This window comes from Pseudomonas sp. Leaf48 (assembly GCF_001421885.1).
GTDB lineage: Bacteria > Pseudomonadota > Gammaproteobacteria > Pseudomonadales > Pseudomonadaceae > Aquipseudomonas.
In genome coordinates this window covers 37,003-62,142 of record NZ_LMLH01000015.1, presented here as the reverse complement: position 1 = coordinate 62,142, position 25,140 = coordinate 37,003, and the positions used below count along the sequence as shown (strand labels likewise).

Below are 25,140 nucleotides of genomic sequence, written 5' to 3'. Positions count from 1 at the left end.
ATGCCGGGGCCGCTTCGCGACCCAACGGGGGCAAGCCCCCTCGCCACAGAAGCCCGCTCCCACAGGGGGAGCGGTGTTTGCTTAGTGCTGCAGGATTTTGTTGAGGAAGTGCTGGGTACGTTCTGCGCGGGCGTTGATGTCGCCGAAGAACTCCTCTTTCGGGCAGTCTTCGATGATCTTGCCGGCGTCCATGAAGATCACGCGGTCGGCCACTTTGCGGGCGAAGCCCATTTCGTGGGTCACGCACATCATGGTCATGCCTTCGTGGGCCAGTTGCACCATCACGTCGAGTACTTCGTTGACCATTTCCGGGTCCAGCGCCGAGGTCGGTTCGTCGAACAGCATGACGATCGGGTCCATCGCCAGCGCACGGGCAATCGCCACACGCTGCTGCTGACCACCGGAAAGCTGGCCCGGGTGCTTATGGGCGTGAGCCGAGAGACCGACGCGCTCAAGCAGTTGCAGGCCTTTCTTGGTGGCTTCTTCCTTGCTGCGGCCCAACACCTTGATCTGCGCGATGGTCAGGTTTTCGGTGATGGTCAGGTGCGGGAACAGTTCGAAGTGCTGGAACACCATGCCAACACGCGAACGCAGTTTCGGCAGGTTGGTCTTCGGGTCGGCAATGGACGTGCCGTCGACCACGATGTCGCCCTTCTGGAACGGTTCCAGGGCGTTGACGCACTTGATCAGGGTCGATTTGCCGGAACCGGATGGCCCGCACACCACAATCACTTCGCCTTTTTTGACCTCGGTGCTGCAATCAGTCAGTACCTGGAAGTCCCCATACCACTTGTTGATGCTTTTGATAGAGATCATACGGCGAACCTTTTTTGCAGACGCTTGACCAGCAGCGAGGCGGAAAAGCTGATAATGAAGTACACGAGACCTGCGAAGATCAGGAACTCATTGGAGCGGCCAATGATGTCGCCACTGGCGCGCGAAGCATTGAGGAAGTCCACCAGACCGACCGCGTAGACCAGCGAGGTGTCCTGAAACAGGATGATGCTCTGCTGCAGCAACAGCGGGGTCATCTTGCGGAACGCTTGCGGCAGGATGATCAGGCGCATCATCTGGCCGTAAGTCATGCCCAGCGCCTGGGCAGCGCCCATCTGGCCCTTGGGAATCGACTGCACACCGGCACGGACGATTTCGCAGAAGTACGCCGCTTCGAACATCATGAAGGCCACGATGCAGGAGGCGAACGCGCCGATCGGCGTGTCTTCGCCGGTGATCCAGCGCAGTACGAACGGCACCGCCAGGTAGAACCAGGTGATGACCAGCAGCAACGGGATCGAGCGGAAGTAGTTGACGTAGGCGCCAGCGAGGTTCGACAGCAGTTTGTTGTGGGACAGGCGGCACAGCGCCAGGATGGTGCCGAGGATGATCCCACCGATCACGCCCATGGCCATCAGTTTCAGGGTCATGACCATGCCGTTCCACAGGCCCGGCAGGGACGGGATGATGCCCGAGAAGTCGAATTCCATCATTTACCCCCTACGGAGATCAGGCCCGGTACGGCGACTTTCTTCTCGACCAGGCGCATCAGCAACATCAGGCTCATGTTCAGGGTGAAGTAGATTAGCGTGGCCAGGGTAAAGGCTTCGAACAGGTTTGCGGAGAACTCGGCGGTCTGTTTGGTCTGCGCGAGCAGCTCCATCAGGCCGATCAGCGAGGCCACGGAGGTGTTCTTGAAGACGTTGAGGAATTCCGAGGTAAGCGGCGGAATGATGATCCGGTAGGCCTGGGGCAGCAGCACGTTCCAGTAGATCTGCGGCAGTTTGAAACCCATGGCGCGGGCCGCGGATTCCTGACCCTTGGGCAGGGCCTGGATACCGGTGCGCACCTGTTCGCAAACCCGGGCGGTGGTGAACAGGCCCAGGCACACGACGACGCTGAGGAAGGCCGAGGTGGTCGGGTTCAGATCCTGCTTGTACCACTCCTGCAGGTCCGCCGGCAGCAGGTCGGGTACCAGGAAGTACCAGATGAACAGCTGAACCAGCAGCGGCACGTTACGGAAGAGTTCGACGTAGCAGGTGGCGATGCCCGATACGATGCGATTCGGCACGGTACGCATGACGCCCAGGATCGAGCCCAGTGTCAGGGCGATGATCCACGCCGCGATGGCGATGCCGATGGTCCAGGCCAGACCGGACACGTACCAGTCGAGATAGGTCTCGCTGCCCACGCCGGTGGACTTGAAGAACACGCTCCAGTCCCAGTTGTAATTCATTAGGGTCTCCCCTCGGATTCGATCGATGTACAAATGCCCGCTTGGGGGAAGCTCCGTTCCCGCCCGACCTCGAGAGTCAGGCACACGCGCTCGGCTCGACAGCCACCGGTTCGAGTTTTTCCAAAAATGCCAGCAGGGAGTGCGATCCCTGAGAGGGCAACGACCCTCTCAGGGATAAGGTTAGTCAGAAATCAGGATTTCTTGTCGTCAGCCGCTTTGTCGGTCGGATTGGCGATCAGGGCCTTGAGCTCGTCGCTCATCGGGAACATCAGGTTCAGGCCCTTTGGCGGAATCGGCTGCATGAACCATTTTTCGTAGATCTTGTTGATCTCGCCCGATGCGTAAGTTGCCTTGATGGCGTCATCCACGGCCTTTTTGAACGGCTCGTCGCCTTTGCGCACCATGCAGCCGTAGATTTCGTAGGACTGTGGAGTACCGGTCACGGCCCAGTCATCGGCTTTCTTGGCCTTGGCGGCTTCACCGGCCAGCAGGGCGTCATCCATCATGAAGGCCACTGCGCGGCCAGTTTCCAGCATCTGGAAGGATTCGCCGTGGTCTTTGGCGGAGATCACGTTCATGCCCATCTGCTTGTCGGCGTTCATCGCCTTGAGGATGCGCTCGGACGTGGTGCCGGCGGTGGTCACGACGTTCTTGCCTTTGAGGTCCTCGAAATCCTTGTACTTGGAGTCCTTTTTGGACAGCAGGCGAGTACCGATTTCGAAGATGCCGACAGAGAAGTCAACTTGCTGCTGACGCTCGACGTTGTTGGTGGTGGAACCGCACTCAAGGTCAACGGTGCCGTTCTGTACCAGCGGGATACGGGTTTGCGAGGTGACCAGGTTGTACTTGACCTGGAGATTGGGCAGGTCCAGGTCTTTTTTCAGTGCTTCGACGACTTTGAGCTGAATGTCGTGGGAGTAGCCGACCGGCTTGCCGGAAGCATCAGCGATGTAAGAGAAAGGAATGGAAGCGTCACGGTGTCCGAGGGTAATGACACCGGATTCTTTGATCTTCTTCAGGGTGCCGGTCAGTTCGGCTGCGAAAACTGGCGTGCTGATCAGAGCGGCAGCAATGGCTGCGCCCAGGATATGGGGAACGATGCGCATCAAATTTTCCTCGACTTTGTTTTTTTTATGGAGCCAGTTCATCGGCCCTTTTTGTGCTGCAAAACACCTGAGCGCCACGATGAGCGAGCGCAAAGGACATTCGTCGAAGAGTGTAGAGCATGACTCGTGCCAGACCAGTCCATAATGATCAAGTCGTTGATTTATAAGGAAATTAAATATTTGTGGCGTTGATGTTGTGAGGGAAACATCCGGTTAACCGAACCGACCGACAAGTCGCGTTCGGAAAACCGAATGGTGGCTAATGCGCATCTCCAGGCGTGGGAGCCGGCTTGCTGGCGATAGCGGAGCATCAGTCACATCAATCCTGTCTGATAGATCGTCATCGCCAGCAAGCCGGCTCCTACAGTGTGGGCATGTCAGGGGTATTTGCGCTTGTCCGGCGCAGGCGGGAAGTACTGGTACAACCAGGTTTCACTGAGCGTGCGATCGTTAGTGCGAATGAACAGACGCAGTTCTACCGGCGCGACGCTGTCATTGGTCGGGTACCAGTCGAACAGGATGCGGTAGCCCTTGATGTCGTCGAGCTTGAGAATGCTGAAATCCTTGACCTCGCCGTTCGAGCAGGTGACCACGGGCTCGATGCCTGTGCCTTCAGGCAAGCGATCCAGGCCGCCACCGGTGAAGTCCACGGCAAAACGCCGGGCCCAGACCGGTGGGTAATGCTCGCCCGGTGCCCAGCCTTCAGTGAAACCGCCCATCCCTGAACGGGTCGCGTGGACCCGGGCAAGTGGCGTGCCGACCGGGGGCAGGGCACTCCAGTAGAGTTTGTAGCCGTAGTTCAGCGAGTCGCCGGCGGCCACTGGTTTTTTCGGCGTCCAGAAGGCCACGATGTTGTCCATGGTCTCGCCGGTGGTGGGGATCTCCAGCAAGTCGATCGAGCCTTCACCCCAGGCTGTGGTCGGTTCGACCCACAGGCTCGGACGGCGGCTGTACCAGTCGACGGTGTCCTGGTAACTGGCGAACTCGTGATCGGTCTGCACCAGGCCGAAACCTTTCGGGTCCTTGTCGGCGAATGCGTTGAATTGCAGGGTGGCCGGGTTGTTCAGCGGACGGCAGATCCACTCGCCGTTGCCGCGCCACATGGCCAGGCGATCGGAGTCATGGATCTGCGGGTGAATGGTGTCGCACATCCGGCGCTCATGGGTGCCGCAACTGAACATGCTGGTCATGGGTGCAATGCCCAACTGGTCGATGGCGGTACGCGCGTTGACGTGGGCGTCGACTTCCATCACCACGCGCTCGGCCTGGCAGTCGATATCGAAGCGATAGGCGCCGGTAGCGCTCGGCGAGTCGAGCAGGGCATAGACCACGAAACGGGTGCTGTCCTTGTCTGGCGTCTCGAACCAGAACTTGGTGAAGTCGGGAAACTCTTCGCGCTTGCTGGCGTAGGTGTCGATGGCCAAGCCGCGGGCCGACAAGCCGTACTGGCCGGTGGCGTCTACTGCACGGAAGTAGCTGGCGCCGAGGAAAGACACGACGTCGTGCTTGTCCAGTTCCGGAGCCTTGAACAGCTTGAAGCCGGAGAAGCCCAGATCGCCCTTGAGCTGGGTAGTGTCAACGGTGGTGTTTTCATAGTTGAACAGCGACGGACGGAAATGCACCTCGCGCGCCAGGCGGGTCTTGGGGTCGACGCTGTACATGCGCACCGGCTGCTTGAACCCCATGCCGACGTGGAAGAACTGCACGTCAAGCTGCCCGTTCAGGTCATTCCACAGTGAATGGTTGCCGTCATAGCGGATGGCGTTGAAGTTCTGCGGGGTCATGGTCGCCAGGGTCGGCGGCAACACCTGCTTGGTGTCCTGGTAGCGGTTGCTGGCAAGCTGTTTGGCCTGGCGTTTCAGCGCTTCGAAATCGAACGCAGTGGCCTCGCCATCGGCGGTGCTCCCGCTGCCCGCCCAGGCATTGGCGGCCAGCAGGCCGGAGGCGGACAAGCCGGTGTAGGCAGCGATGGCCATGGAGGCTTTGAGCAAATGTCTGCGGTGCATAAATACAACCTGTCGTTAACAATCCCGCGCCGTTCCTGGCACGTGCTGGATCAAAAATATCGGTTCGGACATGCCTTCGGCCAAACGCAACGGACTTTAAACAGATGCCGGATAGCTTAAACCGTTCGCTTGAAGAGCAAAATTGATTGATGGCACGGCGCTAGTCCGGCAATGAAACAAGACATGTCGGTAAATGTTTCCCACAGCCTTTTCTGATTTTCAGGGCATATCTGCTTTTTTCGACTAATTACTCTAAAAACCGCTTTTCAGCGCGCGGAATATTCCTATTCTGTGCTCATGACCGGTTTATGCCCTTCAGGCCGGTGCGGTTCAGTGGGCACATGGAGGCAGCTGAAACAGGGAGTCAGTTGAAAAAGATAGGGCGATTCGGTTTTTAGCAGTTTTCTTTGACGTATAGAGAAGGACATCGTCCATGTCGAAAGTACAAGGCATCACCGAAATGTTGGGAATCTTTCCGTGCCTGGGTACCGGGCGACGCAGACGCAGACTCAACAGCGAGGAAATGAAACTGGTGGAGCGATATCGCGAATTATCGGAAAGCGACCGGATTGCCATGCGCTATCTGGTGGATGCGATGAGGAGTGTTTCGCGGTTCTGAAAGAGGCGGGGCATCCGGCTTGGGCGGGATGCCCTTTTTTCACCAATCCTGCGAGCGTTCTGAGCGCTGATGCAGCACTCGCAACACCTGTACCTGGCCTTCGACAAATCGATAAGGGGCGATGAAGGGATATCGGCCAAGCACTAACTCTCGTACATCAGGCACCACAGACGGCCGGCCCGAGCCGGGAAAATGCTCGAGCAGTTCAAAGGATTGCAGGATCGTCGCGATGATTTCCAAGGCAGCCTGTGCGCCAGCGATCCCCAGGTAATGCTCATGGATGTTATCGAGGTCGCTTTCAGCTTTTTCAGTCAGTACTACGCTCGGCACGTTTTGCCCACTTAGCCTTCACGGCGTCCAGATCGGTGAGATTCCCGGCATCGGCATCGGTTATGCCGTCGCTGATGGCTTGCAGATGCCAGGACTCGGCTTCCACATATCGAACCAGTGCACGCTTGAGATGGTATTGGCGGTCGCGATCGGTGGCGGCTGCTAGCTGATCGAGCTGTTGAGCCAGTAATTCTTCGACGCGAAAGGACAAAACGGGTGAAGCCATGATGGCTCTCCTAGGGTGTATACGCTGTAAACTACGTAAACACACTAGGGTCTCCCGCGCTTTTCGTCAACCAACTCAAGTGTGCAGAGGCGTAGAAAACTTTAGCGGGGTGAGCGCGAAAGTGGGGGAGTGATGTGTTGCCAGATGCTGTTCCCTACCAAGGCCATGCGCTGGGCAGGGTAATGCACTCATTGAGATCTCTGCGCAAAACTGGCAGATTCAGGATGTCCGAAACCAGGGCAAAGTTTTGGAAGCGTTCGGGGGCGGTGGTTATTGTTTTGTCTTCCAGGCGTCGCCTGGTGCCGGCTTCTGCCTTGAAGCCGGGGTGACGCTATCGCCAGCAGGCTGGCTCCCACAGGGAAACGCATTCCAAACTGTGGGAGCCAGCCTGCTGGCGATGCCTTTAGTGCTTGAACATCACATGCCGCACGACGGTGTAGTCCTCCAACCCATACATCGACATGTCCTTCCCGTACCCGGACAGTTTCTGACCGCCATGGGGCATTTCGCTGACCAGCATGAAGTGCGTATTCACCCAGGTGCAGCCGTACTGCAAGCGCGCGGACAGGCGATGGGCGCGGCCGACATCTGAGGTCCACACCGACGAGGCGAGCCCGTAGTCCGAATCATTGGCCCAGCCCAGCACCTGCGCTTCATCGGTGAATCGGGTGACGGACACCACTGGCCCAAACACTTCACGACGAACAATTTCATCGTCTTGCTGCGCGTCGGCCAGCACCGTGGGCTCGAAGAAGAATCCGTTGCCGTCCACCGCCTTGCCACCGGTGATCAGGCGGATGTGCGGCTGGGCCACGGCGCGCTCGACAAAGCCGGCCACGCGGTCGCGGTGCTGTGCGCTGATCAGTGGGCCGAGTTCGGTCGATGGGTCATCCTGCAAGCCGTGCTTGATGCTGCTGACGGCGGCACCGAGTTTCTCGAGGAACTTGTCGTAGATGCCTTCCTGCGCATAGATGCGGCAGGCGGCGGTGCAGTCTTGGCCGGCGTTGTAAAAACCGAAGGTGCGGATGCCTTCCACTGCCGCGTCGATGTCGGCGTCGTCGAAGATGATCACCGGAGCCTTGCCGCCCAGTTCCATGTGCATGCGCTTGACGCTGTCGGCAGTGCTGGAAATGATGTTCGAACCGGTGGCGATCGAACCGGTCAGGGACACCATGCGCACTTTCGGATGGGTCACCAGCGGGCTGCCGACGGTAGGGCCGCGACCGAATACCAGGTTGAGCACGCCGGCCGGGAAAATTTCTGACGCCAGCTCGGCCAGACGCAGGGCGGTCAGCGGAGTTTGTTCCGACGGCTTGAGCACCACGGTATTACCGGCGGCCAGGGCCGGGGCGATTTTCCAGGCAACCATCATCAGCGGGTAGTTCCAGGGCGCGATGGAAGCGATCACGCCCACCGGATCGCGGCGGATCATCGAGGTGTGGCCAGGCAGGTATTCGCCACCGGCCGAACCGCTCATGCAGCGGCTGGCGCCGGCGAAGAAGCGGAACACGTCGGCAATCGCCGGGATCTCGTCGTTCAACGCGGCGCTGTAGGGCTTGCCGCAGTTGTCCGATTCCAGTTTGGCCAGCTCTTCTCCGTGGGCTTCGATGACGTTGGCGAGATTGAGTAGCAGCAGCGAACGTTCTTTAGGCGGGGTCTGCGACCAGCTGTCGAACGCGGCGTCGGCAGCGCGCACGGCGGCATCGACCTGGGCTTCGCTGGCTTCGTTGATTTCCACCAGCACACTGCCCAGTGCCGGGTTGAACACCGGTTGGGCGGGGCCTTCGCCATCAAGGAGTTGGCCGTTGATCAAGAGTCGGGTTTGCATGGCATTGTCCTCTTCGAAACTATTTATTTTTATCTGTAGAAACCGGCTCTAACTGTGGGAGCGGGCTTGCTCGCGAAAGCGGTGTGTCATGCACCATCACTGTTGAATTTGATGGCCTCTTCGCGAGCAAGCCCGCTCCCACATTGAGTTCGGTTCCTTTCGGGAGTAATCGTTGTCAGTTACTTTCCACCACTGCCCGCCACGCTTTCACCGCCACGGGTCAGGTAATAGGCACCGAAAATTGGCAGCATGGTCACGATCATCACCAGCATCGCCACGACGTTGGTCACCGGTACGTCCCGTGGGCGGCTGAGCTGGTTGAGCAGCCACAGCGGCAGGGTGCGTTCATGGCCGGCGGTGAAGGTGGTGACGATGATTTCATCGAACGACAGCGCGAAAGCGAGCATGCCGCCAGCCAGCAACGCCGAGCCGAGGTTCGGCAGGATGATGTAGCGGAAGGTCTGCCAGCCGTCGGCGCCGAGGTCCATCGAGGCCTCGATCAGGCTGTGCGAAGTGCGGCGCAAACGGGCGATGACGTTGTTGTAGACGATCACCACACAGAAGGTCGCGTGACCGACGATGATGGTGAACATCCCCGGTTCGATCCCCAGTGTCTTGAAGGTCGCCAGCAGCGCGATCCCGGTGATGATCCCCGGCAGGGCGATCGGCAGGATCAGCATCAGCGAAATGCCTTGCTTGCCGAAGAAATCCCGGCGGTACAACGCGGCCGAGGCCAATGTGCCAAGGACCATGGCGATCAGCGTGGCAATCGAGGCGATCTGCAACGACAGCTTGATCGCTTCGAGCACGTCCGGCCGCGAGAACGCCACGCCGATCCACTTCAGGGTGAAGCCCTTGGGCGGAAAGCTGAACGCCGCGTCTTCGGTGTTGAAGGCGTACAGGAAGATGATCAGGATCGGGAAGTGCAGGAACACCAGCCCGCCCCACGCCGCGATTTTCAGGCCAATAGAAGCTTTCTCAGAGTGCATCGAAGGCCCCCAGGCGTTTGACGATGGAGAGGTAGATGGCGATCAGCACGATCGGCACCAGGGTGAACGCTGCGGCCATTGGCATGTTGCCGATCGCGCCTTGCTGGGCGTAGACCATGCTGCCGACGAAGTAGCCGGGTGGGCCCACCAGTTGCGGCACGATGAAGTCACCGAGCGTCAGAGAGAAGGTGAAGATCGAGCCTGCGGCAATGCCCGGGATCGACAGCGGCAGGATCACCTGCATAAAGGTCTGGCGCGGCTTGGCCCCAAGGTCGGCGGAGGCTTGCAGCAACGACGGCGGCAGGCGTTCCAGCGAGGCCTGGATCGGCAGGATCATGAACGGCAGCCAGATGTAGACGAACACCATGAAGCGCCCCAGGTGCGAGGTCGACAGGGTGCTGCCACCGACGCCCGGAATGCCCAGCACCAGTTGCAGGAGCGGCTCCAGCCCCAAGTGCTGCACGAACCACTGGGCCACGCCGCCCTTGGCCAGCAGCAAGGTCCAGGCATAGGCCTTGACGATGTAGCTGGCCCACATCGGCATCATCACCGCGATGTAGAAGAACGCCTTGGTCTTGCCGGTGGTGTAGCGCGCCATGTAATAGGCGATCGGGAACGCGACGATGGCGCTGGCGATCGACACGGCAATCGCCATGCCGAGGGTGCGCAGGATGATGTCGAAGTTCGATGGCTGGAACAGTGCGGCAAAGTTCGCCAGGGTCAGGTCGGGGGTGACCGCCATGGTGAAGTCATCGAAGGTGTAGAAGCCTTGCCACAGCAGAACCAGCAACGAACCGAGATAGATCGCACCGAACCACAGCAGCGGCGGTACCAACAGTAGCGACAGGTAAAAATTCGGTCGGCGATACAACAGGTTGGAAAACCTGCGCAGCAGTGAGCCGCTGGCCGAAGATTGAGCGAGAGCCACGCTGTTCATCTCACACCCCGCCCGCTGCGGTGTCGTGCAACGGGATCATGGCTTCGCGCGCCCAGCGTGCACTGATGCGCTGTCCGGTCTGGTGCTGTGCGCTGGTATCCAGCCACTGGTTGTTGGCCTTACTGATGTTCAGGCTCTGGCCGTTTTCCAGTTTCAGCTCATAGCGAGTCGAACTGCCTTGGTACTGGATATCGTGCAGCAAACCGCTGACTTCAATCTCGTGGCTGGCCAGCGGGCCTTCGGCGAAGCGCACGTGTTCCGGGCGAATCGAGAACGGCTGCGGATTGCCACTCAACTGCTTGGCCAGCTCGCCGCGGATCACGTTGGAGGTGCCAACGAATTCCGCGACGAAGGTGGTGGCCGGTTTCATGTACAGGTTGCGCGGCGTATCGACTTGTTCGATGCGGCCCTTGTTGAATACTGCAACGCGATCGGACATCGACAGCGCTTCAGTCTGGTCATGGGTAACGAAAATGAAGGTGATGCCGAGCTGGCGCTGCAGCTTTTTCAGCTCGCTCTGCATTTGCTCGCGCAGCTTCAGGTCGAGAGCGCCGAGGGGCTCGTCGAGCAGCAATACGCGCGGACGATTGACCAGGGCGCGGGCCAGGGCCACACGCTGGCGCTGACCACCGGACAGTTGCACCGGCTTGCGCTCGCCATAGCCAGCCAGGGCGACCATGTCGAGGGTTTCTTCGGCGCGCTTGAGGCGTTCAATCTTGCCCACGCCTTTGACTTTCAGGCCGTAGGCGACGTTGTCGCGAACGTTCATGTGCGGGAACAGCGCGTAATCCTGGAACACGGTGTTCACGTCGCGTTGATACGGCGGCAGCCCGGCGGCTTCTTCGCCATGAATACGGATGGAGCCGGCGCTCGGTTGTTCGAAGCCGGCGATCAGGCGCAGACAGGTGGTTTTGCCCGAGCCGGAAGGCCCCAGCATGGAGAAGAACTCGCCGTCCTGGATGTCGATGGAAACCCGGTCTACGGCCTTCACTTCGCCGAACAGACGGGAAACGTTGGTGAATTGGACTGCAAGCGTCATGGTGCGGTGCTCCAAAAAGGCGAGGGCCGTCGCAACGGCCCTGCCTGGACTTCTGAAAAAACTGAATCGTCTAGCGGTGAATGCGATCTGCTTTCAGCTCACACACCTGGCAGATGAAATGCGATTCGCTTTTAGCTCACACATCTGGCCGGAGAAATGCGATCCGCTTTTAGCTCACACATCCTGCAGGTGAAATGCGATCTGCTTTTAGCTCACACATCCTGCAGGTGAAATGCGATCCGCTTTTAGCTCACACATCCTGCAGGTGAAATGCGATCTGCTTTTAGCTCACACATCCTGCAGGTGAAATGCGATCTGCTTTGAGCTCGCACATCTCGCAGATGAAATGCAATCTGCTTTTAGCTCCCTCTCCCTCCGGGAGAGGGCGGGGGGTGAGGGCAGCGGTTTCGGTCATTGCCCATAATTGAAGAGCAACGTCAAAAGCTACCCCCTCACCCCAGCCCTTTCCCTCAGGGGGAAGAGGGGCAAAGGGAGCTCGACCGGATCGCACTTGAGTCAGCGCCCACCCATGATCGCAATGTAATCCTGGGTCCAGCGGCTGTACGGCACGAACTTGCCGCCTTCAGCCTGCGGGGTTTTCCAGAAAGCGATTTTGTCGAACTGGTCGAAACCGTTGGTCTTGCAGCCCTCGGCGCCGAGCAGCTCACTGCCTTTGCAAGCCGCCGGCACCGCTGGCAACGAGCCGAACCATGCCGCGACATCGCCCTGGACTTTCGGTTGCAGTGACCAGTCCATCCACTTGTACGCACAGTTCGGGTGCTTGGCCTCGGTGTGCAACATGGTGGTGTCGGCCCAACCGGTGGCGCCTTCTTTCGGGATGGTCGAAGCGATTGGCTGCTTCTCGTTGATCAGACCGTTGACCTGGTACGGCCAGGCGCCGGAGGCGACTACGCCCTCGTTCTTGAAGTCGCTCATTTGAACCGTGGTGTCATGCCAGTAGCGGTGGATCAACGGCTGCTGGGCGCGCAACAGGTCGAGCACGGCTTTGTACTGCGCTTCGGTCAGTTCGTACGGGCTCTGGATACCCAGTTCCGGCTTGGCGGTTTTCAGGTACAGCGCCGCGTCGGCAATGTAGATCGGACCGTCATACGCCTGTACGCGACCCTTGTTCGGTTTGCCGTCCGGCAGGTTCTGCGCGTCGAACAGCACGCCCCAACTGGTGGGCGCGGTCTTGAACACGTTGGTGTTGTACATCAGCACGTTCGGGCCCCACTGGTACGGGGTGCCGTAGGTCTGTTTATTGACTACGTACCACGGCGCATCCTTGAGGCGCGGGTCGAGATTCTTCCAGTTCGAAATCAGCGCCGTGTTGATCGGCTGTACCCGCTTGCCGACGATCAGGCGCAGGGAAGCGTCGCCGGACGCGGTCACCAGGTCGTATCCGCCCTTGGCCATCAGGCTGACCATTTCATCAGAGGTAGCAGCGGTCTTGACGTTGACCTTGCAGCCGGTTTCTTTCTCGAAGCCGGTCACCCAGTCGTAGGCCTTGTCGCTCTCGCCACGTTCGATGTAGCCCGGCCAGGCGACAATATCCAGTTGACCCTCGCCGGCACCGACGGCCGTGAGGGGCTCTGCGGCCTGGACACTGACGCTGGCCAGCAGCGCGGTGGTGATTGCACTGAGCAGTGCGGTCTTGTGCACGAACATGGAATTTCCCTCTTTTTTAATTATGGTCGGGGCAGTGTTTTGAACGTGGTGAAGCATGCCGTCAGCGGCTTGTTATTAGCGTAGTCAGAGATGCTGGCCATGGCGCGCCATGATGTGCCGCACCACGCTGTAATCCTGAAGGGAATCGCTGGACAGGTCCTTGCCGTAGCCCGAACGCTTCAGGCCGCCGTGGGGCATTTCGCTGACCAGCATGAAATGGCTGTTGATCCAGGTGCAGCCATATTGCAGGCGTGCCGCGACCTGCATGGCCTTGTCGAGGTTCTGGGTCCAGACCGAGGAAGCCAGGCCGTACTCCGAGTCGTTGGCCCAGTCCACGACTTGTGAGAGTTCATCGAAACGGGTCACCGTGACCACTGGACCGAAGACTTCGCGCTGGACGATTTCATCGTTTTGCTTGCAGCCGGCCAGCAGGGTCGGCTGATAGTAGAAACCGGCTCCTGAATGCACTGCCGCGCCGGTTACCCGCTCGATGTGCGGCTGGCCGAGGGCACGCTCGACGAAACTGGCCACGCGGTCGCGCTGACGGGTGCTGATCAGCGGGCCGATTTCATTGTCGGCGTCGCGTTTGCCGGCGAAGCGCAGGCTGCTCACCGCCGCGCCGAGTTCGGCCACCAGGCGGTCATGAATGCCGGCCTGAGCATAAATCCGGCAAGCGGCGGTGCAATCCTGACCGGCGTTGTAATAGCCATAGGTGCGCACGCCTTCGACCACAGCCTGGATGTCGGCATCGTTGCAGACGATCACCGGGGCCTTGCCGCCAAGTTCCAGGTGGGTGCGTTTAAGTGTTTTCGACGCAGCCTGGAGGATTTTTTGTCCGGTGACGATATCGCCGGTCAGCGACACCATGCGCACTTTAGGATGGCTCACCAGGTGACTGCCGACGCCTTCACCGCCGCCGCAGATAATGTTGATCACGCCCGGCGGCAGGATCTCGGCCAGTGCCGGGGCCAGGGCCAGGATCGACAGCGGTGTGTGTTCCGAGGGTTTGAACACCAGGGTATTGCCGGCGGCGAGGGCCGGCGCGATCTTCCACGCGGCCATCATGATCGGGTAGTTCCACGGCGCTATCGAGGCGACGACGCCGATAGGGTCGCGGCGCACCATGCTGGTGTAGCCCGGTGCGTATTCACCGCTGAGCTGGCCGGTCTGGCAACGCACGGCGCCGGCGAAGAAGCGGAACACGTCGACCGTGGCGCTGAGGTCATCCTGGCGGGCCAGGTGCAGCGGCTTGCCGCAGTTCATGGATTCGAGGCGGGCAAGCAGGTCGGCGTTCTTTTCGATGGTGTTGGCGATGTCCAGCAACAGGTTCGAGCGCTGCTGCGGCGTGGTCCGTGACCAACCGGCGAAGGCGCGGTGGGCGGCGAGTATGGCCGCTTCGACTTGCTCGGTGCTGGCTTCGGCGATCTGTGTGATGACTTCGCCGGTGGCCGGATTGAGAATCGGCTCGGCGCGGCCCTGGCCGGCAACTAATTCACCATCGATCAACAGAGCGGTGAACAACGGGGTCTGTGCGCCAGCCATCTTTCGGGTTCTCTTTTCTTGTATAGCCATGCTGCTCCCTGTGACTGGGGCCTGGCCGTCTTATATAGATACGACAAGACTAGTGCGCGGACCCGAGGTCGACAAATTCTAAATACTGAAGGTAGCGTTCGATTAAATAGATGGCTTGCGCCCGCCATGAGGCTGTTCACGGGCGACGGTGAGGAACGGGTCCACCAGCGCCGGGCGTGCGGTGCCGCGACGCCAGGCCAGGCCGACGTCGAGGGTCTGGCTCAGGTCGGCGATGGTGCGCGCTTCGATGATGTCGCCCTCAAGGGACCAGGGGCGATAAGTCATGTCGGGCTGGATCGACACGCCCAATCCCGCAGCCACCAGGCTTCGCACGGCTTCGGTTGAGGCGGTTCTCAGGGTGATGCGCGGCTGCAATGAGGCGGCGGACCACATGCGCTGGGCATTGCGGTCCATCTCGTCGACGTTCAACTGAATCAGCGGCTCGCGGGCCACGTCGGCGAGGTTGATGCTGTCGTGTTCCAGCAGTGGATGCTGGGCCGGTAGCCACAGTCGATGGGGCGAATGGGTCAGAACTTCGGTCTGCAAGGCGTGGCGGTCTTCGAGGTTGGAAAGGATCAGCACGCCGACATCAATCTCGCCGCTGACCAGCAAGTGCTCGATATAAGGGCGTTCATCCTCCATCACGCGGATTTCAACGTTGGGGTAGGCGCGCTGGAAGCGCGTGAGCAAATCCGCCAGGTAATAGCCGGCGACCAGGCTGGTTACGCCGATGATCAACTGCCCGGCGACCTGGTCGGTGCTCTGTTGCAGACTGCGCTTGGCGTTGTCCACGGTGGCCAGGATAAGGTGCGCCTGACGCAGGAACTGATGGCCCTGGTGGGTCAGGGTCATGCCCTTGGCATGGCGACTGAACAGGCTGACACCGATTTCTTCTTCCAATTGCTGGATGGCCAGGGTCAGGGTCGACTGGGAAATGAACGCGGTTTGCGCGGCGGCCGAGATGGAGCCGGTCTCGGCTACGGCGATGAAATGACGGATCTGACGCAGGGTCATCATGGGAAAGGTCCCAGTGGGCTGTTTTTATCAATTTGTTGCAGTCTATATCGATTTTTCTGAGTGCAGCCGAAAGCTGCGAGCTTGAAGTGGCAAGTGCAAGGACGCAGGCAACATCTCGAAGCACTCTTGCGGGCGAGTCGTGGGCACTTTCAATCTAGGCTGGTGGCCTTATTTTCCGGTTAATCACTTTTATGGAGGCGGAAAAATGAACACCCGCGGATTGCTCGATCAATTATTCAAGTCCGGTCAGGACCTGCTGCAGAACAAGGCCGGTGGCGCGCAGGGCAAGAGTGCAAGCGGCGGTCTCGGCAGTCTGCTCTCCGGTGCCGGGGGTAGCGCATTGGCCGCCGGGGCAATGGGCTTGCTGCTCGGTAACAAGAAGGCCCGCAAAGTCGGGGGCAAGGTCGCGGTTTACGGTGGCCTCGCCGCGTTAGGCGTACTGGCCTACAAGGCTTATGGCAACTGGCAGGCCCAGTCGGGTGCTGGATCAGCGCGTGAGCCGCAAACCGTCGACCGCGTGCCCGCCGTGCAGGTCGAGCAGCACAGCCAGGCAATCCTCAAGGCCATGGTGGCCGCGGCCAAGGCTGACGGTCACGTCGATGAGCGCGAACGTGCACTGATTGAAGGTGCGTTCACCAAACTGGACAACGATCAGGAGTTGCAGCACTGGCTGCACGCCGAACTGAACATGCCCCTGGACCCAAGCGTTGTCGCCCGCGCCGCCAGTACCCCGGAAATCGCCGCTGAAATGTACATCGCCAGTGTGATGATGGTCGACGAGGAGAACTTCATGGAGAAGTCCTACCTCGATGAACTGGCGCGGCAACTCAAGCTGGAGCCAGGGTTGAAGGCCGAGCTGGAGAGGCAGGTGCGCCAGGCTTCGCTGTAGGCGCCGAGGCCGCCTGACCGCGGGCAGGCTCGCTGCCACAAGGACCATCGGCGAGCACAAATGTTGTGCTCGCATAAGGTTATTGTGGGATCGGGCCTGTTCACGATGACAATTGCAGTTGCGCTCAGTGTCTTAATGGCCAATTGATAGCCTGTTTCTGCCAGAAGGGTAAAATAGTGTAAGCGACCGTCTTATAGGTGTAACACCGCCCTCGGCTATACTCCGCCCATTTGGCATCAGGCCCGAGGATCGACTGTGAAGAACTGGACGTTGCGCCAACGCATTTTGGCGAGTTTTGCGGTAATTATCGCCATTATGCTGTTGATGGTGGTCGTCTCGTATTCACGGCTGTTGACGATCGAATCCAGCGAAGCCAGTGTTCGCGAGGATGCAGTTCCCGGGCTGTATCACAGTTCGATGGTGCGCAGTGCCTGGTCCGACAGTTATCTACGAATGCTGGGCATGCTTGGCCTGGAGCAAGGGAACGGCTTCAGCGCTGAGGATGTCTCGGACTTCAAGGGCTACTCCGCGCGCCTGCAAGAGCAGATGGAGCTCTATCGCGCAACAGTCACGACCGAAGAAGACAAAGTCGAGTACGCCGCGTTCGAAAAGCTGGCGGCGGATTACCAGCGGATTCTGTTGGCCGTGATCGAGTTGTACAAACGCAATCAGAACGCCGAAGCGATAGAGACATTCAATGAAGAGCTGACCCCGACCTGGACGGCGGGTCGTCTGAAACTCACTGATATCCTGCGCCACAACAAGGCAGTGGCAGATGCGGAAGTAGCAGCCATCGACGACGCTGTCCTCACCGCGAAAGTTATCATGGGCATTTCCTTGGTGATCGCCGTATTGGCGGCCGGCCTCTGCGGCCTGTTGTTGATGCGCGCCATCATGGCGCCGATGAATCGCATCGTGGAAATTCTCGGAATCATGCGCACCGGTGATCTCAGCAGTCGCCTGAATCTGGAGCGCAAGGACGAATTCGGTGCGGTGGAAACCGGCTTCAACGACATGATGACCGAGCTGACGTCCCTGGTGTCCCAGGCCCAGCGCTCGTCGGTGCAGGTCACCACCTCGGTCACCGAGATCGCCGCCACGTCCAAGCAACAGCAAGCCACCGCCACCGAAACCGCTGCCACCACCACGGAAATCGGCGCGACGTCGCGGGAAATCGCCGCCACTTCCCGTGACCTGGTGCGCACCATGACAGAAGTCTCCACCGCCGCCGACCAGGCCTCGGTGGCCGCCGGCTCCGGGCAACAGGGCCTGGCGCGGATGGAAGAAACCATGCACTCGGTAATGGGCGCGGCCGATCTGGTCAACGCCAAGCTGGCGATCCTCAACGAGAAGGCCGGCAACATCAACCAGGTGGTGGTGACCATCGTCAAGGTCGCCGACCAGACCAACCTGCTGTCGCTCAACGCCGCCATCGAAGCGGAGAAAGCCGGGGAGTACGGTCGCGGGTTCGCCGTGGTCGCCACCGAAGTGCGACGTCTGGCGGACCAGACTGCCGTGGCCACCTATGACATCGAGCAAATGGTCCGTGAGATCCAGTCGGCGGTGTCCGCCGGGGTCATGGGCATGGACAAGTTCTCCGAGGAAGTGCGCCGGGGCATGTCCGAGGTGCAGCAAGTCGGCGAGCAGCTGTCGCAGATCATCCATCAGGTTCAGGCGCTGGCGCCACGGGTGTTGATGGTCAACGAAGGCATGCAGGCCCAAGCCACCGGTGCCGAGCAGATCAACCACGCGCTGGTGCAACTGGGTGACGCCAGCAGTCAGACCGTCGAATCCCTGCGCCAGGCCAGCTTCGCCATCGACGAGCTGAGCCAGGTGGCCGTAGGGCTGCGTAGTGGCGTTTCGCGATTCAAAGTCTGATGAGCGAAATCACCGCCAAACGCGCTGCCGTGAAACAGGCGGCGCACGCGTTGTTTCTGGTGTTTCGCGTCGGCAGCGAGCGCTATGCATTACAAGCGATAGAGGTGGCGCAAGTGCTGCCGTGCCATGCGTTGAAGCCGATCCCCGGTACCCCCGAATGGGTCGCCGGCGTGTTCGCCTGTCGTGGTGTGGTGGTACCGGTGATTGACCTCTGCGCACTGGCCTTTGGTTCGCCCGCCCAGGCCCGTACCAGTACGCGGCTTGTGCTGGTCAACTACCGTCGCGATGAAAGCGCGGAAACGAAACTGCTCGGGTTGATTCTGGAGCAGGCCACCGACACCCTGCGTTGCGATCCGGCGGATTTTCAACCCTATGGACTGGACAATCGCCAGGCGCCGTACCTGGGACCGGTGCGCAAGGACGAGCAGGGTTTGCTGCAATGGGTGCGGGTCAGGGATCTGCTGAACGATGAGGTTCGCGCACTGTTGTTCCCTTCGCCACCGCTGGACCTGGCGTCGCTTGAGGCGCACTCATGAGCAGCGACCAGCGCTTTTTCGATTTCCTCAAGGCGCGCATCGGCCTTGACGTGACCTCGGTAGGGCCGGCGATCATCGAGCGTGCCGTGCGCCAGCGCAGTGCCGCGTCGCATGCGCTGACAGCCGATCATTACTGGCAACTGCTGCAAGGCTCAGAGAACGAACAGCAGGCACTGATCGAAGCGGTGATCGTCCCGGAAACCTGGTTCTTCCGTTACCCGGAGTCCTTCGTCACCCTGGCCAGGCTGGCCAGCAAACGCCTGACCGAGATCAATAACCTGCGTGCGCTGAGGATCCTCAGCCTGCCGTGCTCCACCGGAGAAGAACCGTACTCGATAGCCATGGCGTTGCTCGATGCCGGGCTCAAGCCGCATCAGTTCAAGGTCGACGGCATGGACGTCAGCCCCCTGTCTGTGGAAAAAGCCAGGCGTGCGCTGTATGGCAAAAACTCCTTTCGTGGCCACGACATGGGCTTTCGAGAACGCCATTTCAGCGCCGCAGGCGATAGTTTTCGCCTTGACCAGAGAGTGCTCGAGCAGGTGCGCCTGCAGGTCGGCAATCTGCTTGATCCGGCGCTGCTGGCCGGTGAGCCGCCGTATGACTTTGTGTTCTGCCGTAATCTGCTGATCTATTTTGACCAGGCAACGCAGAAGCAGGTGTTTGAAGTGCTCAAGCGCCTGACCCACGTGGATGGCGTGCTATTCATCGGTCCGGCCGAGGGTGCTCCGCTGGGGCGCTTGGGCATGCGCTCGATTGGCATTGCACAATCCTTTGCTTTCAGTCACCAGAACGCCCCGGTGCCTGAGCCGTTCCCCCTCTTCGTACCTGCGCCTTTACCGGTGCAGAAACAACTGCGCAGCGCCCCGCCAACGTCACTGCGCAGCCGTCCGTTTGCCAGCGTGGCGCCGATGCCTGCTGCGGCAAAGAAGCCGGATTCCGACAGGGCCGGGTTGCTGGCAAACATCGCCGCCCTGGCCAACGAAGGCAAAACTGCACAAGCGCGGGTCGCCTGTGAAAGTTATCTGCGCAGCCACGAGCCGGTAGCCCAGGTTTTTTGCTGGCTGGGGTTGCTCAGCGACGTGGCCGGCAATGCCCTGGAGGCCCAGGGTTTTTATCGCAAGGCGTTGTACCTCGAACCGCAACATCCCGAGGCGTTGATGCACCTGGCGGCATTGCTGCAAGCCCAGGGCGACACCGCGGGTGCCAGACGATTACAGGAGCGTGCCGCCCGCAGCGGCCGCGCCGCCGACAGTGAGCGTAGACGATGACCGCCTCCGATACCTTTCGCGTCAGCCGGGACGCCCAGGCCATCGACGATTGCTGGAACCGCATCGGGATTCACGGTGACAAATCCTGCCCGTTGCTGGGTGAGCACATTCACTGCCGTAATTGCGCGGTGTATTCGGCCGCCGCCACGCGTTTGCTCGATCGTTATGCGTTGCAGCAGGAAGATCGCGAGCAGGTGTCCATTGCGCTCGAGAGCGAGGTGAAAACCCGCTCGCTGTTGATGTTTCGCCTGGGCGAAGAATGGTTGGGCCTGGCTACCCGCAGTCTGGTCGAAGTGGCGCCGATGCAGGCGATTCACTCTTTGCCGCACCAGCGCTCCCGGGCCCTGCTCGGTGTTGCCAATGTGCGCGGCGCGTTGGTGGCGTGCCTGTCGCTGGTGGAACTGCTCGGGCTCGATGGCAGCGGCAACGTCGCGCCTGGCATCCGGGTCATGCCGCGCATGCTGATCATCGCGGCTCACGGCGGGCCGGTGGTGGTGCCGGTGGATGAGGTCGACGGGATTCACGCCATCGATGAGCGCATCCTCGATGCGGCCTCGCGCTCCGGTGCCCAGGCCAGCGCCATATACACCCGGGGCGTGTTGCAATTCAAAGGCCGCAGCCTGCGCTGGCTGGATGAAGAGCAGCTGCTGACAGCCGTGACACGGAGCCTTACATGACCCCTGAGCAAATGCGCGACGCCTCTTTGCAGGAGCTGTTCAGCCTGGAAGCCGAGGCCCAGACCCAGGTGTTGAGTACCGGTCTGTTGGCGCTTGAACGCAACCCGACCCTGGCCGACCAGCTCGAGTCGTGCATGCGCGCGGCACACTCGCTCAAGGGCGCGGCGCGGATCGTGGGTATCGATGCCGGGGTCAGCGTTGCCCACGTGATGGAAGATTGTCTGGTCAGTGCCCAGGAAGGGCGTCTGCTGCTGTGCCCGGAGCATATCGATGCGTTGCTGCAAGGCACCGATCTGCTGATGCGCATCGCCACACCGAACAACAATCCGCAAGGGGCCGAGATCGAAGCCTATGTGGCACGGATGGCGCAATTGCTCGACCCGAACGCCACGGCGGCAGCACCGGTGATGGCCGAACTGCAGCTCGAAGCGCCAGTGCCTGGGATCGAGCCAGTGGCAGAGGACATTGAGCCGCCTGCGGCCAAGACACTGCGCAAAAGAAAACCCGCGACGGAAAACGGCGAACGTGTGCTGCGCGTTACCGCCGAGCGCCTGAACAGCCTGCTCGATCTGTCGAGTAAATCCCTGGTCGAAACCCTGCGGCTCAAACCGCATCTGGCCGCCATGCAGCGTCTCAAACGCCTGCAGAACAACAGCCAGCGCGCGCTGGAGAACCTCAATACGCATCTCAAGGACCAGGCCTTGAGCCTGGAAGCCCGGGAAGCCCTCGAGGATGCCCGGCGACTTCTGGCGCAATCCCAGCAATTGCTGGTGGAAAAGAACACCGAACTCGATGAGTTCGCCTGGCAGGCCGGCCAGCGGGCGCAGGTGCTGTACGACACGGCATTGGCCTGTCGGATGCGGCCGTTTGCTGATGTGCTGAGCGGACAAGTGCGCATGGTCCGCGATCTGGGCCGCGACTTGGGTAAACAGGTGCGCCTGGAGATCGAGGGTGAGAAGACCCAGGTCGATCGCGACGTGCTGGAAAAGCTCGAAGCTCCGCTGACCCATTTGCTGCGCAACGCGGTCGATCATGGCATTGAAAGCCCTGAGCAGCGCCTGCTGGCAGGCAAGCCGGCTGAAGGCCTGATCCGCCTGCGCGTCTCCCATCAGGCCGGGCTGTTGGTGCTGGAGTTGAGTGATGACGGTAATGGCGTGGACCTGGAAAAGGTCCGCCGCAGCATCATCGAACGGCAGTTGTCGCCAGCGCAAACCGCCGCGCAGTTGAGCGAGGAAGAGCTGCTGACGTTCCTGTTTCTGCCGGGTTTCAGCCTGCGCGACACGGTCACCGAAGTCTCCGGACGCGGCGTCGGGCTTGATGCGGTGCAGCACATGGTCCGGCAATTGCGCGGCGCCGTGGTACTGGAGCAGACGGCGGGCGAGGGCAGCCGTTTCCATCTGGAAGTGCCGCTGACCCTGTCGGTGGTGCGCAGCCTGGTGGTAGAGGTCGGCGACGAAGCCTACGCCTTTCCGTTGGCTCACATTGAACGCATGTGCGATCTGGAGCCGGCGGATATCGTCCAGGTCGAAGGTCGCCAGCACTTCTGGCACGAGGGCCGACACGTGGGGCTGGTGGCGGCGACTCAGCTATTGCAGCGCCCGGCGAGCCAGAACAGCCCGCAAACATTGAAAGTCGTGGTCATCCGCGAACGCGATGCGATCTACGGCGTGGCGGTGGAGCGCTTTATCGGCGAACGGACATTGGTGGTGCTGCCGCTGGATGAGCGTCTGGGCAAGGTGCAGGACATTTCTGCCGGGGCCTTGCTCGACGACGGTTCAGTGGTGCTGATCGTCGACGTCGAAGACATGCTGCGCTCCGTGGATAAACTGCTCAATACCGGGCGTCTGGAACGCATCGCCCGGCACAGCAGCAAGGTCGTCGAAGCCGCGCGCAAGCGGATTCTGGTGGTCGACGACTCCCTGACCGTGCGAGAGTTGCAGCGTAAATTGCTACTCAATCGCGGCTATGACGTAGCGGTCGCGGTGGATGGCATGGACGGCTGGAACGCCCTGCGTTCGGAGGATTTCGATCTGCTGATCACCGACATTGATATGCCGCGCATGGATGGCATCGAACTGGTCACGCTGCTGCGTCGGGACAATCGCCTGCAATCGCTGCCGGTGATGGTGGTGTCCTACAAGGATCGCGAAGAAGATCGCCGTCGGGGGCTGGATGCCGGCGCCGACTACTATTTGGCCAAGGCCAGTTTTCATGACGACGCCCTGCTCGATGCAGTGGTCGAGCTCATTGGAGGAGCGCGGGCATGAGGATCGCAATTGTCAACGACATGCCAATGGCAGTGGAAGCCCTGCGCCGCGCTCTGGCGTTCGAGCCGGCTCACCAGGTGGTCTGGGTCGCCGGCGACGGGGCCGAGGCAGTGCACCTGTGCGCGCAGGATACGCCGGACCTGATCCTGATGGACCTGATCATGCCGGTGATGGATGGCGTCGAGGCTACCCGGCGGATCATGAATGAGACCCCTTGCGCCATCGTCATTGTTACCGTCGATCGCCAGCAGAATGTCCACCGGGTGTTCGAAGCCATGGGCCACGGGGCACTGGACGTCGTCGACACTCCGACCCTCGGTGCCGGTAATGCCCAGGAAGCGGCCGCGCCATTACTGCGCAAAATCATCAACATCGGCTGGCTGATCGGCGAAAAGGTCAGTGGCGAACGTTCCGCCCCCGGCCCGTCACGCAATCAGGGTTCGCGACAAAGGCTGATTGCCATCGGTTCATCCGCCGGCGGGCCCGCTGCGCTAGAGGTCCTGCTCAAGGGGCTGCCGCGCAACTTCTCAGCGGCCATCGTGCTGGTACAGCACGTTGACCAGGTGTTCGCCGCCGGCATGGCCGAATGGCTCGGCAGTGCCAGCGGCCTCGACGTGCGGCTGGCCCGCGAAGGTGAGCCGCCGCAAAGCGGCACGGTCTTGCTGGCCGGCACCAATCATCATATCCGTCTGTTGAAAAACGGCACGCTGGCCTACACCGCCGAACCGGTCAACGAAATCTACCGACCCTCTATCGACGTGTTCTTCGAGAGCGTGGCCCATCACTGGGCCGGCGATGCCGTAGGCGTTTTGCTCACCGGCATGGGGCGTGATGGCGCTCAGGGGCTTAAACTCATGCGCCAGCAGGGTTACCTGACCATCGCACAGGACCAGAACAGCAGCGCGGTCTACGGCATGCCGAAAGCGGCCGCGGCCATCGACGCTGCCGTGGAAATTCGCCCACTGGACAAGATAGCGCCACGATTGCTGGAGATTTTCTCCAAATGACTACTTTTTTTCGCAACCCTGGCCCAGGCAGTACTCAGGTGACCGCACATGAATGATTTACAGATCGACGACTTCAAGAGCGACGAAAACGCCGCCATGGTATTGCTGGTGGACGATCAGGCGATGATTGGCGAAGCCGTGCGCCGTGGATTATCGAATGAAGAGAACATCGACTTCCATTTCTGCGCCGACCCGCACCAGGCGATCGCCCAAGCGGTGCGCATCAAGCCGACGGTGATTCTCCAGGACCTGGTGATGCCGGGCCTGGACGGCCTGAGCCTGGTACGCGAATACCGCAATCATCCGGCGACCCGGGACATTCCGATCATCGTCCTGTCGACCAAGGAAGACCCGCTGATCAAGAGCGCGGCGTTCGCCGCCGGCGCCAACGATTACCTGGTCAAACTGCCGGACAACATCGAACTGGTCGCGCGCATCCGCTATCACTCGCGGTCCTACATGACCCTGTTGCAGCGCGACGCCGCTTACCGGGCGTTGCGGGTCAGCCAGCAACAGTTGCTCGACACCAACCTGGTGCTGCAGCGCCTGATGAACTCCGACGGCCTGACCGGATTATCGAACCGCCGGCATTTCGATGAATACATGGAACTGGAATGGCGCCGTGCGTTGCGCGAGCAGAGTCAGTTGTCGTTGCTGATGATCGACGTCGACTATTTCAAGTCCTACAACGACAACTTCGGTCACGTGGAAGGCGACGAAGCCCTGCGCAAGGTGGCCGAGGCGATCCGCAACGCCAGCTCCCGGCCTTCCGACCTGCCGGCCCGTTACGGCGGCGAAGAATTCTCCCTGGTGCTGCCCAACACCTCGCCGGGCGGTGCCCGACTTGTGGCGGAAAAACTGCGCCAGACCATCGAAGCCCTGAAAATCCCGCACAACTCCCCAAGCGAAGGTTCAAGCCTGACCGTCAGCATCGGCCTGTCGACCATCATCCCGAAACCGGGCGGCAATTACCGCGACCTGATCTCGGCGGCGGACAAGGGCCTGTATTCGGCGAAGAAAAATGGGCGTAATCAGGTTGGGGTCGGGTAAA

23 protein-coding genes are annotated in these 25,140 nt (G+C 60.6%); 9 read left to right on the top strand and 14 right to left on the bottom strand.

Going from position 1 to position 25,140, the window contains the following annotated elements; genetic code table 11:
* Nucleotides 1–81: 81 nt before the first annotated feature.
* The 5 genes from ASE98_RS13430 to ASE98_RS13410 form a co-directional block, all read right to left on the bottom strand.
* Complete coding sequence (locus ASE98_RS13430; RefSeq protein WP_008021036.1) at nt 82–816, bottom strand: amino acid ABC transporter ATP-binding protein; 735 nt, start codon at nt 814–816, stop codon at nt 82–84.
* Nucleotides 813–1,484, bottom strand: a complete 672-nt coding sequence (locus ASE98_RS13425; protein ID WP_060541848.1) for an amino acid ABC transporter permease — start codon at nt 1,482–1,484, stop codon at nt 813–815. The genes ASE98_RS13430 and ASE98_RS13425 overlap by 4 nt, the downstream gene beginning before the upstream one ends.
* Nucleotides 1,484–2,230 (bottom strand): amino acid ABC transporter permease, encoded by a 747-nt coding sequence (locus ASE98_RS13420; protein ID WP_056855249.1) that lies wholly within the window; start codon nt 2,228–2,230, stop codon nt 1,484–1,486. Before ASE98_RS13420 ends, ASE98_RS13425 begins: the two co-directional genes overlap by 1 nt.
* A gap of 191 nt (nt 2,231–2,421) precedes the next feature.
* Nucleotides 2,422–3,336 (bottom strand): glutamate/aspartate ABC transporter substrate-binding protein, encoded by a 915-nt coding sequence (locus tag ASE98_RS13415; RefSeq protein WP_060541857.1) that lies wholly within the window; start codon nt 3,334–3,336, stop codon nt 2,422–2,424.
* A 377-nt stretch (nt 3,337–3,713) separates the two neighbouring features.
* Nucleotides 3,714–5,342 carry a glucan biosynthesis protein D gene (locus tag ASE98_RS13410; RefSeq protein WP_060541847.1) on the bottom strand — a complete coding sequence of 543 codons (1,629 nt, stop codon included), beginning with the start codon at nt 5,340–5,342 and terminating at the stop codon, nt 3,714–3,716.
* A 433-nt stretch (nt 5,343–5,775) separates the two neighbouring features.
* On the opposite strand from ASE98_RS13410, the gene ASE98_RS13405 reads away from it, so the two are divergent.
* A complete protein-coding gene (locus ASE98_RS13405; RefSeq protein ID WP_060541846.1) occupies nt 5,776–5,961 on the top strand; it encodes a hypothetical protein in 186 nt (61 codons plus the stop codon).
* A gap of 39 nt (nt 5,962–6,000) precedes the next feature.
* Here ASE98_RS13405 and ASE98_RS13400 read toward each other — a convergent pair whose 3' ends face one another.
* The 9 genes from ASE98_RS13400 to ASE98_RS13360 form a co-directional block, all read right to left on the bottom strand.
* Nucleotides 6,001–6,291 carry a type II toxin-antitoxin system RelE/ParE family toxin gene (locus tag ASE98_RS13400; RefSeq protein WP_060541845.1) on the bottom strand — a complete coding sequence of 97 codons (291 nt, stop codon included), beginning with the start codon at nt 6,289–6,291 and terminating at the stop codon, nt 6,001–6,003.
* Nucleotides 6,269–6,517 (bottom strand): CopG family ribbon-helix-helix protein, encoded by a 249-nt coding sequence (locus ASE98_RS13395; RefSeq protein ID WP_060541844.1) that lies wholly within the window; start codon nt 6,515–6,517, stop codon nt 6,269–6,271. The genes ASE98_RS13400 and ASE98_RS13395 overlap by 23 nt, the downstream gene beginning before the upstream one ends.
* Before the next feature lie 403 nt (nt 6,518–6,920).
* Nucleotides 6,921–8,345, bottom strand: coding sequence for a gamma-aminobutyraldehyde dehydrogenase (locus tag ASE98_RS13390; RefSeq protein ID WP_060541843.1), 1,425 nt, complete (start codon nt 8,343–8,345; stop codon nt 6,921–6,923).
* 179 nt (nt 8,346–8,524) lie between these two features.
* The gene (locus ASE98_RS13385) at nt 8,525–9,334 is read right to left on the bottom strand and encodes an ABC transporter permease (RefSeq protein ID WP_060541842.1); all 810 of its coding nucleotides are present in this window, start codon (nt 9,332–9,334) and stop codon (nt 8,525–8,527) included.
* Nucleotides 9,324–10,271, bottom strand: coding sequence for an ABC transporter permease (locus tag ASE98_RS13380; RefSeq protein ID WP_060541841.1), 948 nt, complete (start codon nt 10,269–10,271; stop codon nt 9,324–9,326). Before ASE98_RS13380 ends, ASE98_RS13385 begins: the two co-directional genes overlap by 11 nt.
* A 1-nt stretch (nt 10,272) precedes the next feature.
* Nucleotides 10,273–11,310 (bottom strand): ABC transporter ATP-binding protein, encoded by a 1,038-nt coding sequence (locus ASE98_RS13375; protein WP_060541840.1) that lies wholly within the window; start codon nt 11,308–11,310, stop codon nt 10,273–10,275.
* Between the two features lie 516 nt (nt 11,311–11,826).
* Nucleotides 11,827–12,978, bottom strand: a complete 1,152-nt coding sequence (gene ydcS / locus ASE98_RS13370) for a putative ABC transporter substrate-binding protein YdcS (RefSeq protein ID WP_060541839.1) — start codon at nt 12,976–12,978, stop codon at nt 11,827–11,829.
* Nucleotides 12,979–13,062: 84 nt separating this feature from the next.
* Complete coding sequence (locus tag ASE98_RS13365) at nt 13,063–14,550, bottom strand: gamma-aminobutyraldehyde dehydrogenase (protein WP_082457538.1); 1,488 nt, start codon at nt 14,548–14,550, stop codon at nt 13,063–13,065.
* 102 nt (nt 14,551–14,652) lie between these two features.
* On the bottom strand, nt 14,653–15,567 hold the full coding sequence (locus tag ASE98_RS13360) for a LysR family transcriptional regulator (RefSeq protein ID WP_060541837.1): 915 nt from the start codon (nt 15,565–15,567) through the stop codon (nt 14,653–14,655).
* A 205-nt stretch (nt 15,568–15,772) separates the two neighbouring features.
* Here ASE98_RS13360 and ASE98_RS13355 point away from each other — a divergent pair, with 205 nt between their 5' ends.
* From ASE98_RS13355 to ASE98_RS13320, 8 genes are all read left to right on the top strand, one after another.
* Nucleotides 15,773–16,456, top strand: coding sequence for a tellurite resistance TerB family protein (locus tag ASE98_RS13355; protein WP_060541836.1), 684 nt, complete (start codon nt 15,773–15,775; stop codon nt 16,454–16,456).
* Between the two features lie 255 nt (nt 16,457–16,711).
* Nucleotides 16,712–18,334, top strand: coding sequence for a methyl-accepting chemotaxis protein (locus tag ASE98_RS13350; protein ID WP_060541835.1), 1,623 nt, complete (start codon nt 16,712–16,714; stop codon nt 18,332–18,334).
* Nucleotides 18,334–18,870 (top strand): chemotaxis protein CheW, encoded by a 537-nt coding sequence (locus ASE98_RS13345; protein ID WP_060541834.1) that lies wholly within the window; start codon nt 18,334–18,336, stop codon nt 18,868–18,870. The genes ASE98_RS13350 and ASE98_RS13345 overlap by 1 nt, the downstream gene beginning before the upstream one ends.
* Nucleotides 18,867–20,138, top strand: a complete 1,272-nt coding sequence (locus ASE98_RS13340; RefSeq protein ID WP_060541833.1) for a CheR family methyltransferase — start codon at nt 18,867–18,869, stop codon at nt 20,136–20,138. The genes ASE98_RS13345 and ASE98_RS13340 overlap by 4 nt, the downstream gene beginning before the upstream one ends.
* The gene (locus ASE98_RS13335) at nt 20,135–20,815 is read left to right on the top strand and encodes a chemotaxis protein CheW (protein WP_060541832.1); all 681 of its coding nucleotides are present in this window, start codon (nt 20,135–20,137) and stop codon (nt 20,813–20,815) included. Before ASE98_RS13340 ends, ASE98_RS13335 begins: the two co-directional genes overlap by 4 nt.
* Complete coding sequence (locus ASE98_RS13330; RefSeq protein WP_060541831.1) at nt 20,812–23,082, top strand: hybrid sensor histidine kinase/response regulator; 2,271 nt, start codon at nt 20,812–20,814, stop codon at nt 23,080–23,082. Before ASE98_RS13335 ends, ASE98_RS13330 begins: the two co-directional genes overlap by 4 nt.
* Nucleotides 23,079–24,089, top strand: coding sequence for a chemotaxis response regulator protein-glutamate methylesterase (locus tag ASE98_RS13325; protein WP_060541830.1), 1,011 nt, complete (start codon nt 23,079–23,081; stop codon nt 24,087–24,089). The genes ASE98_RS13330 and ASE98_RS13325 overlap by 4 nt, the downstream gene beginning before the upstream one ends.
* A gap of 48 nt (nt 24,090–24,137) precedes the next feature.
* Nucleotides 24,138–25,139, top strand: coding sequence for a response regulator (locus ASE98_RS13320; protein WP_060541829.1), 1,002 nt, complete (start codon nt 24,138–24,140; stop codon nt 25,137–25,139).
* The last annotated feature ends 1 nt before the right edge of the window (nt 25,140 follow it).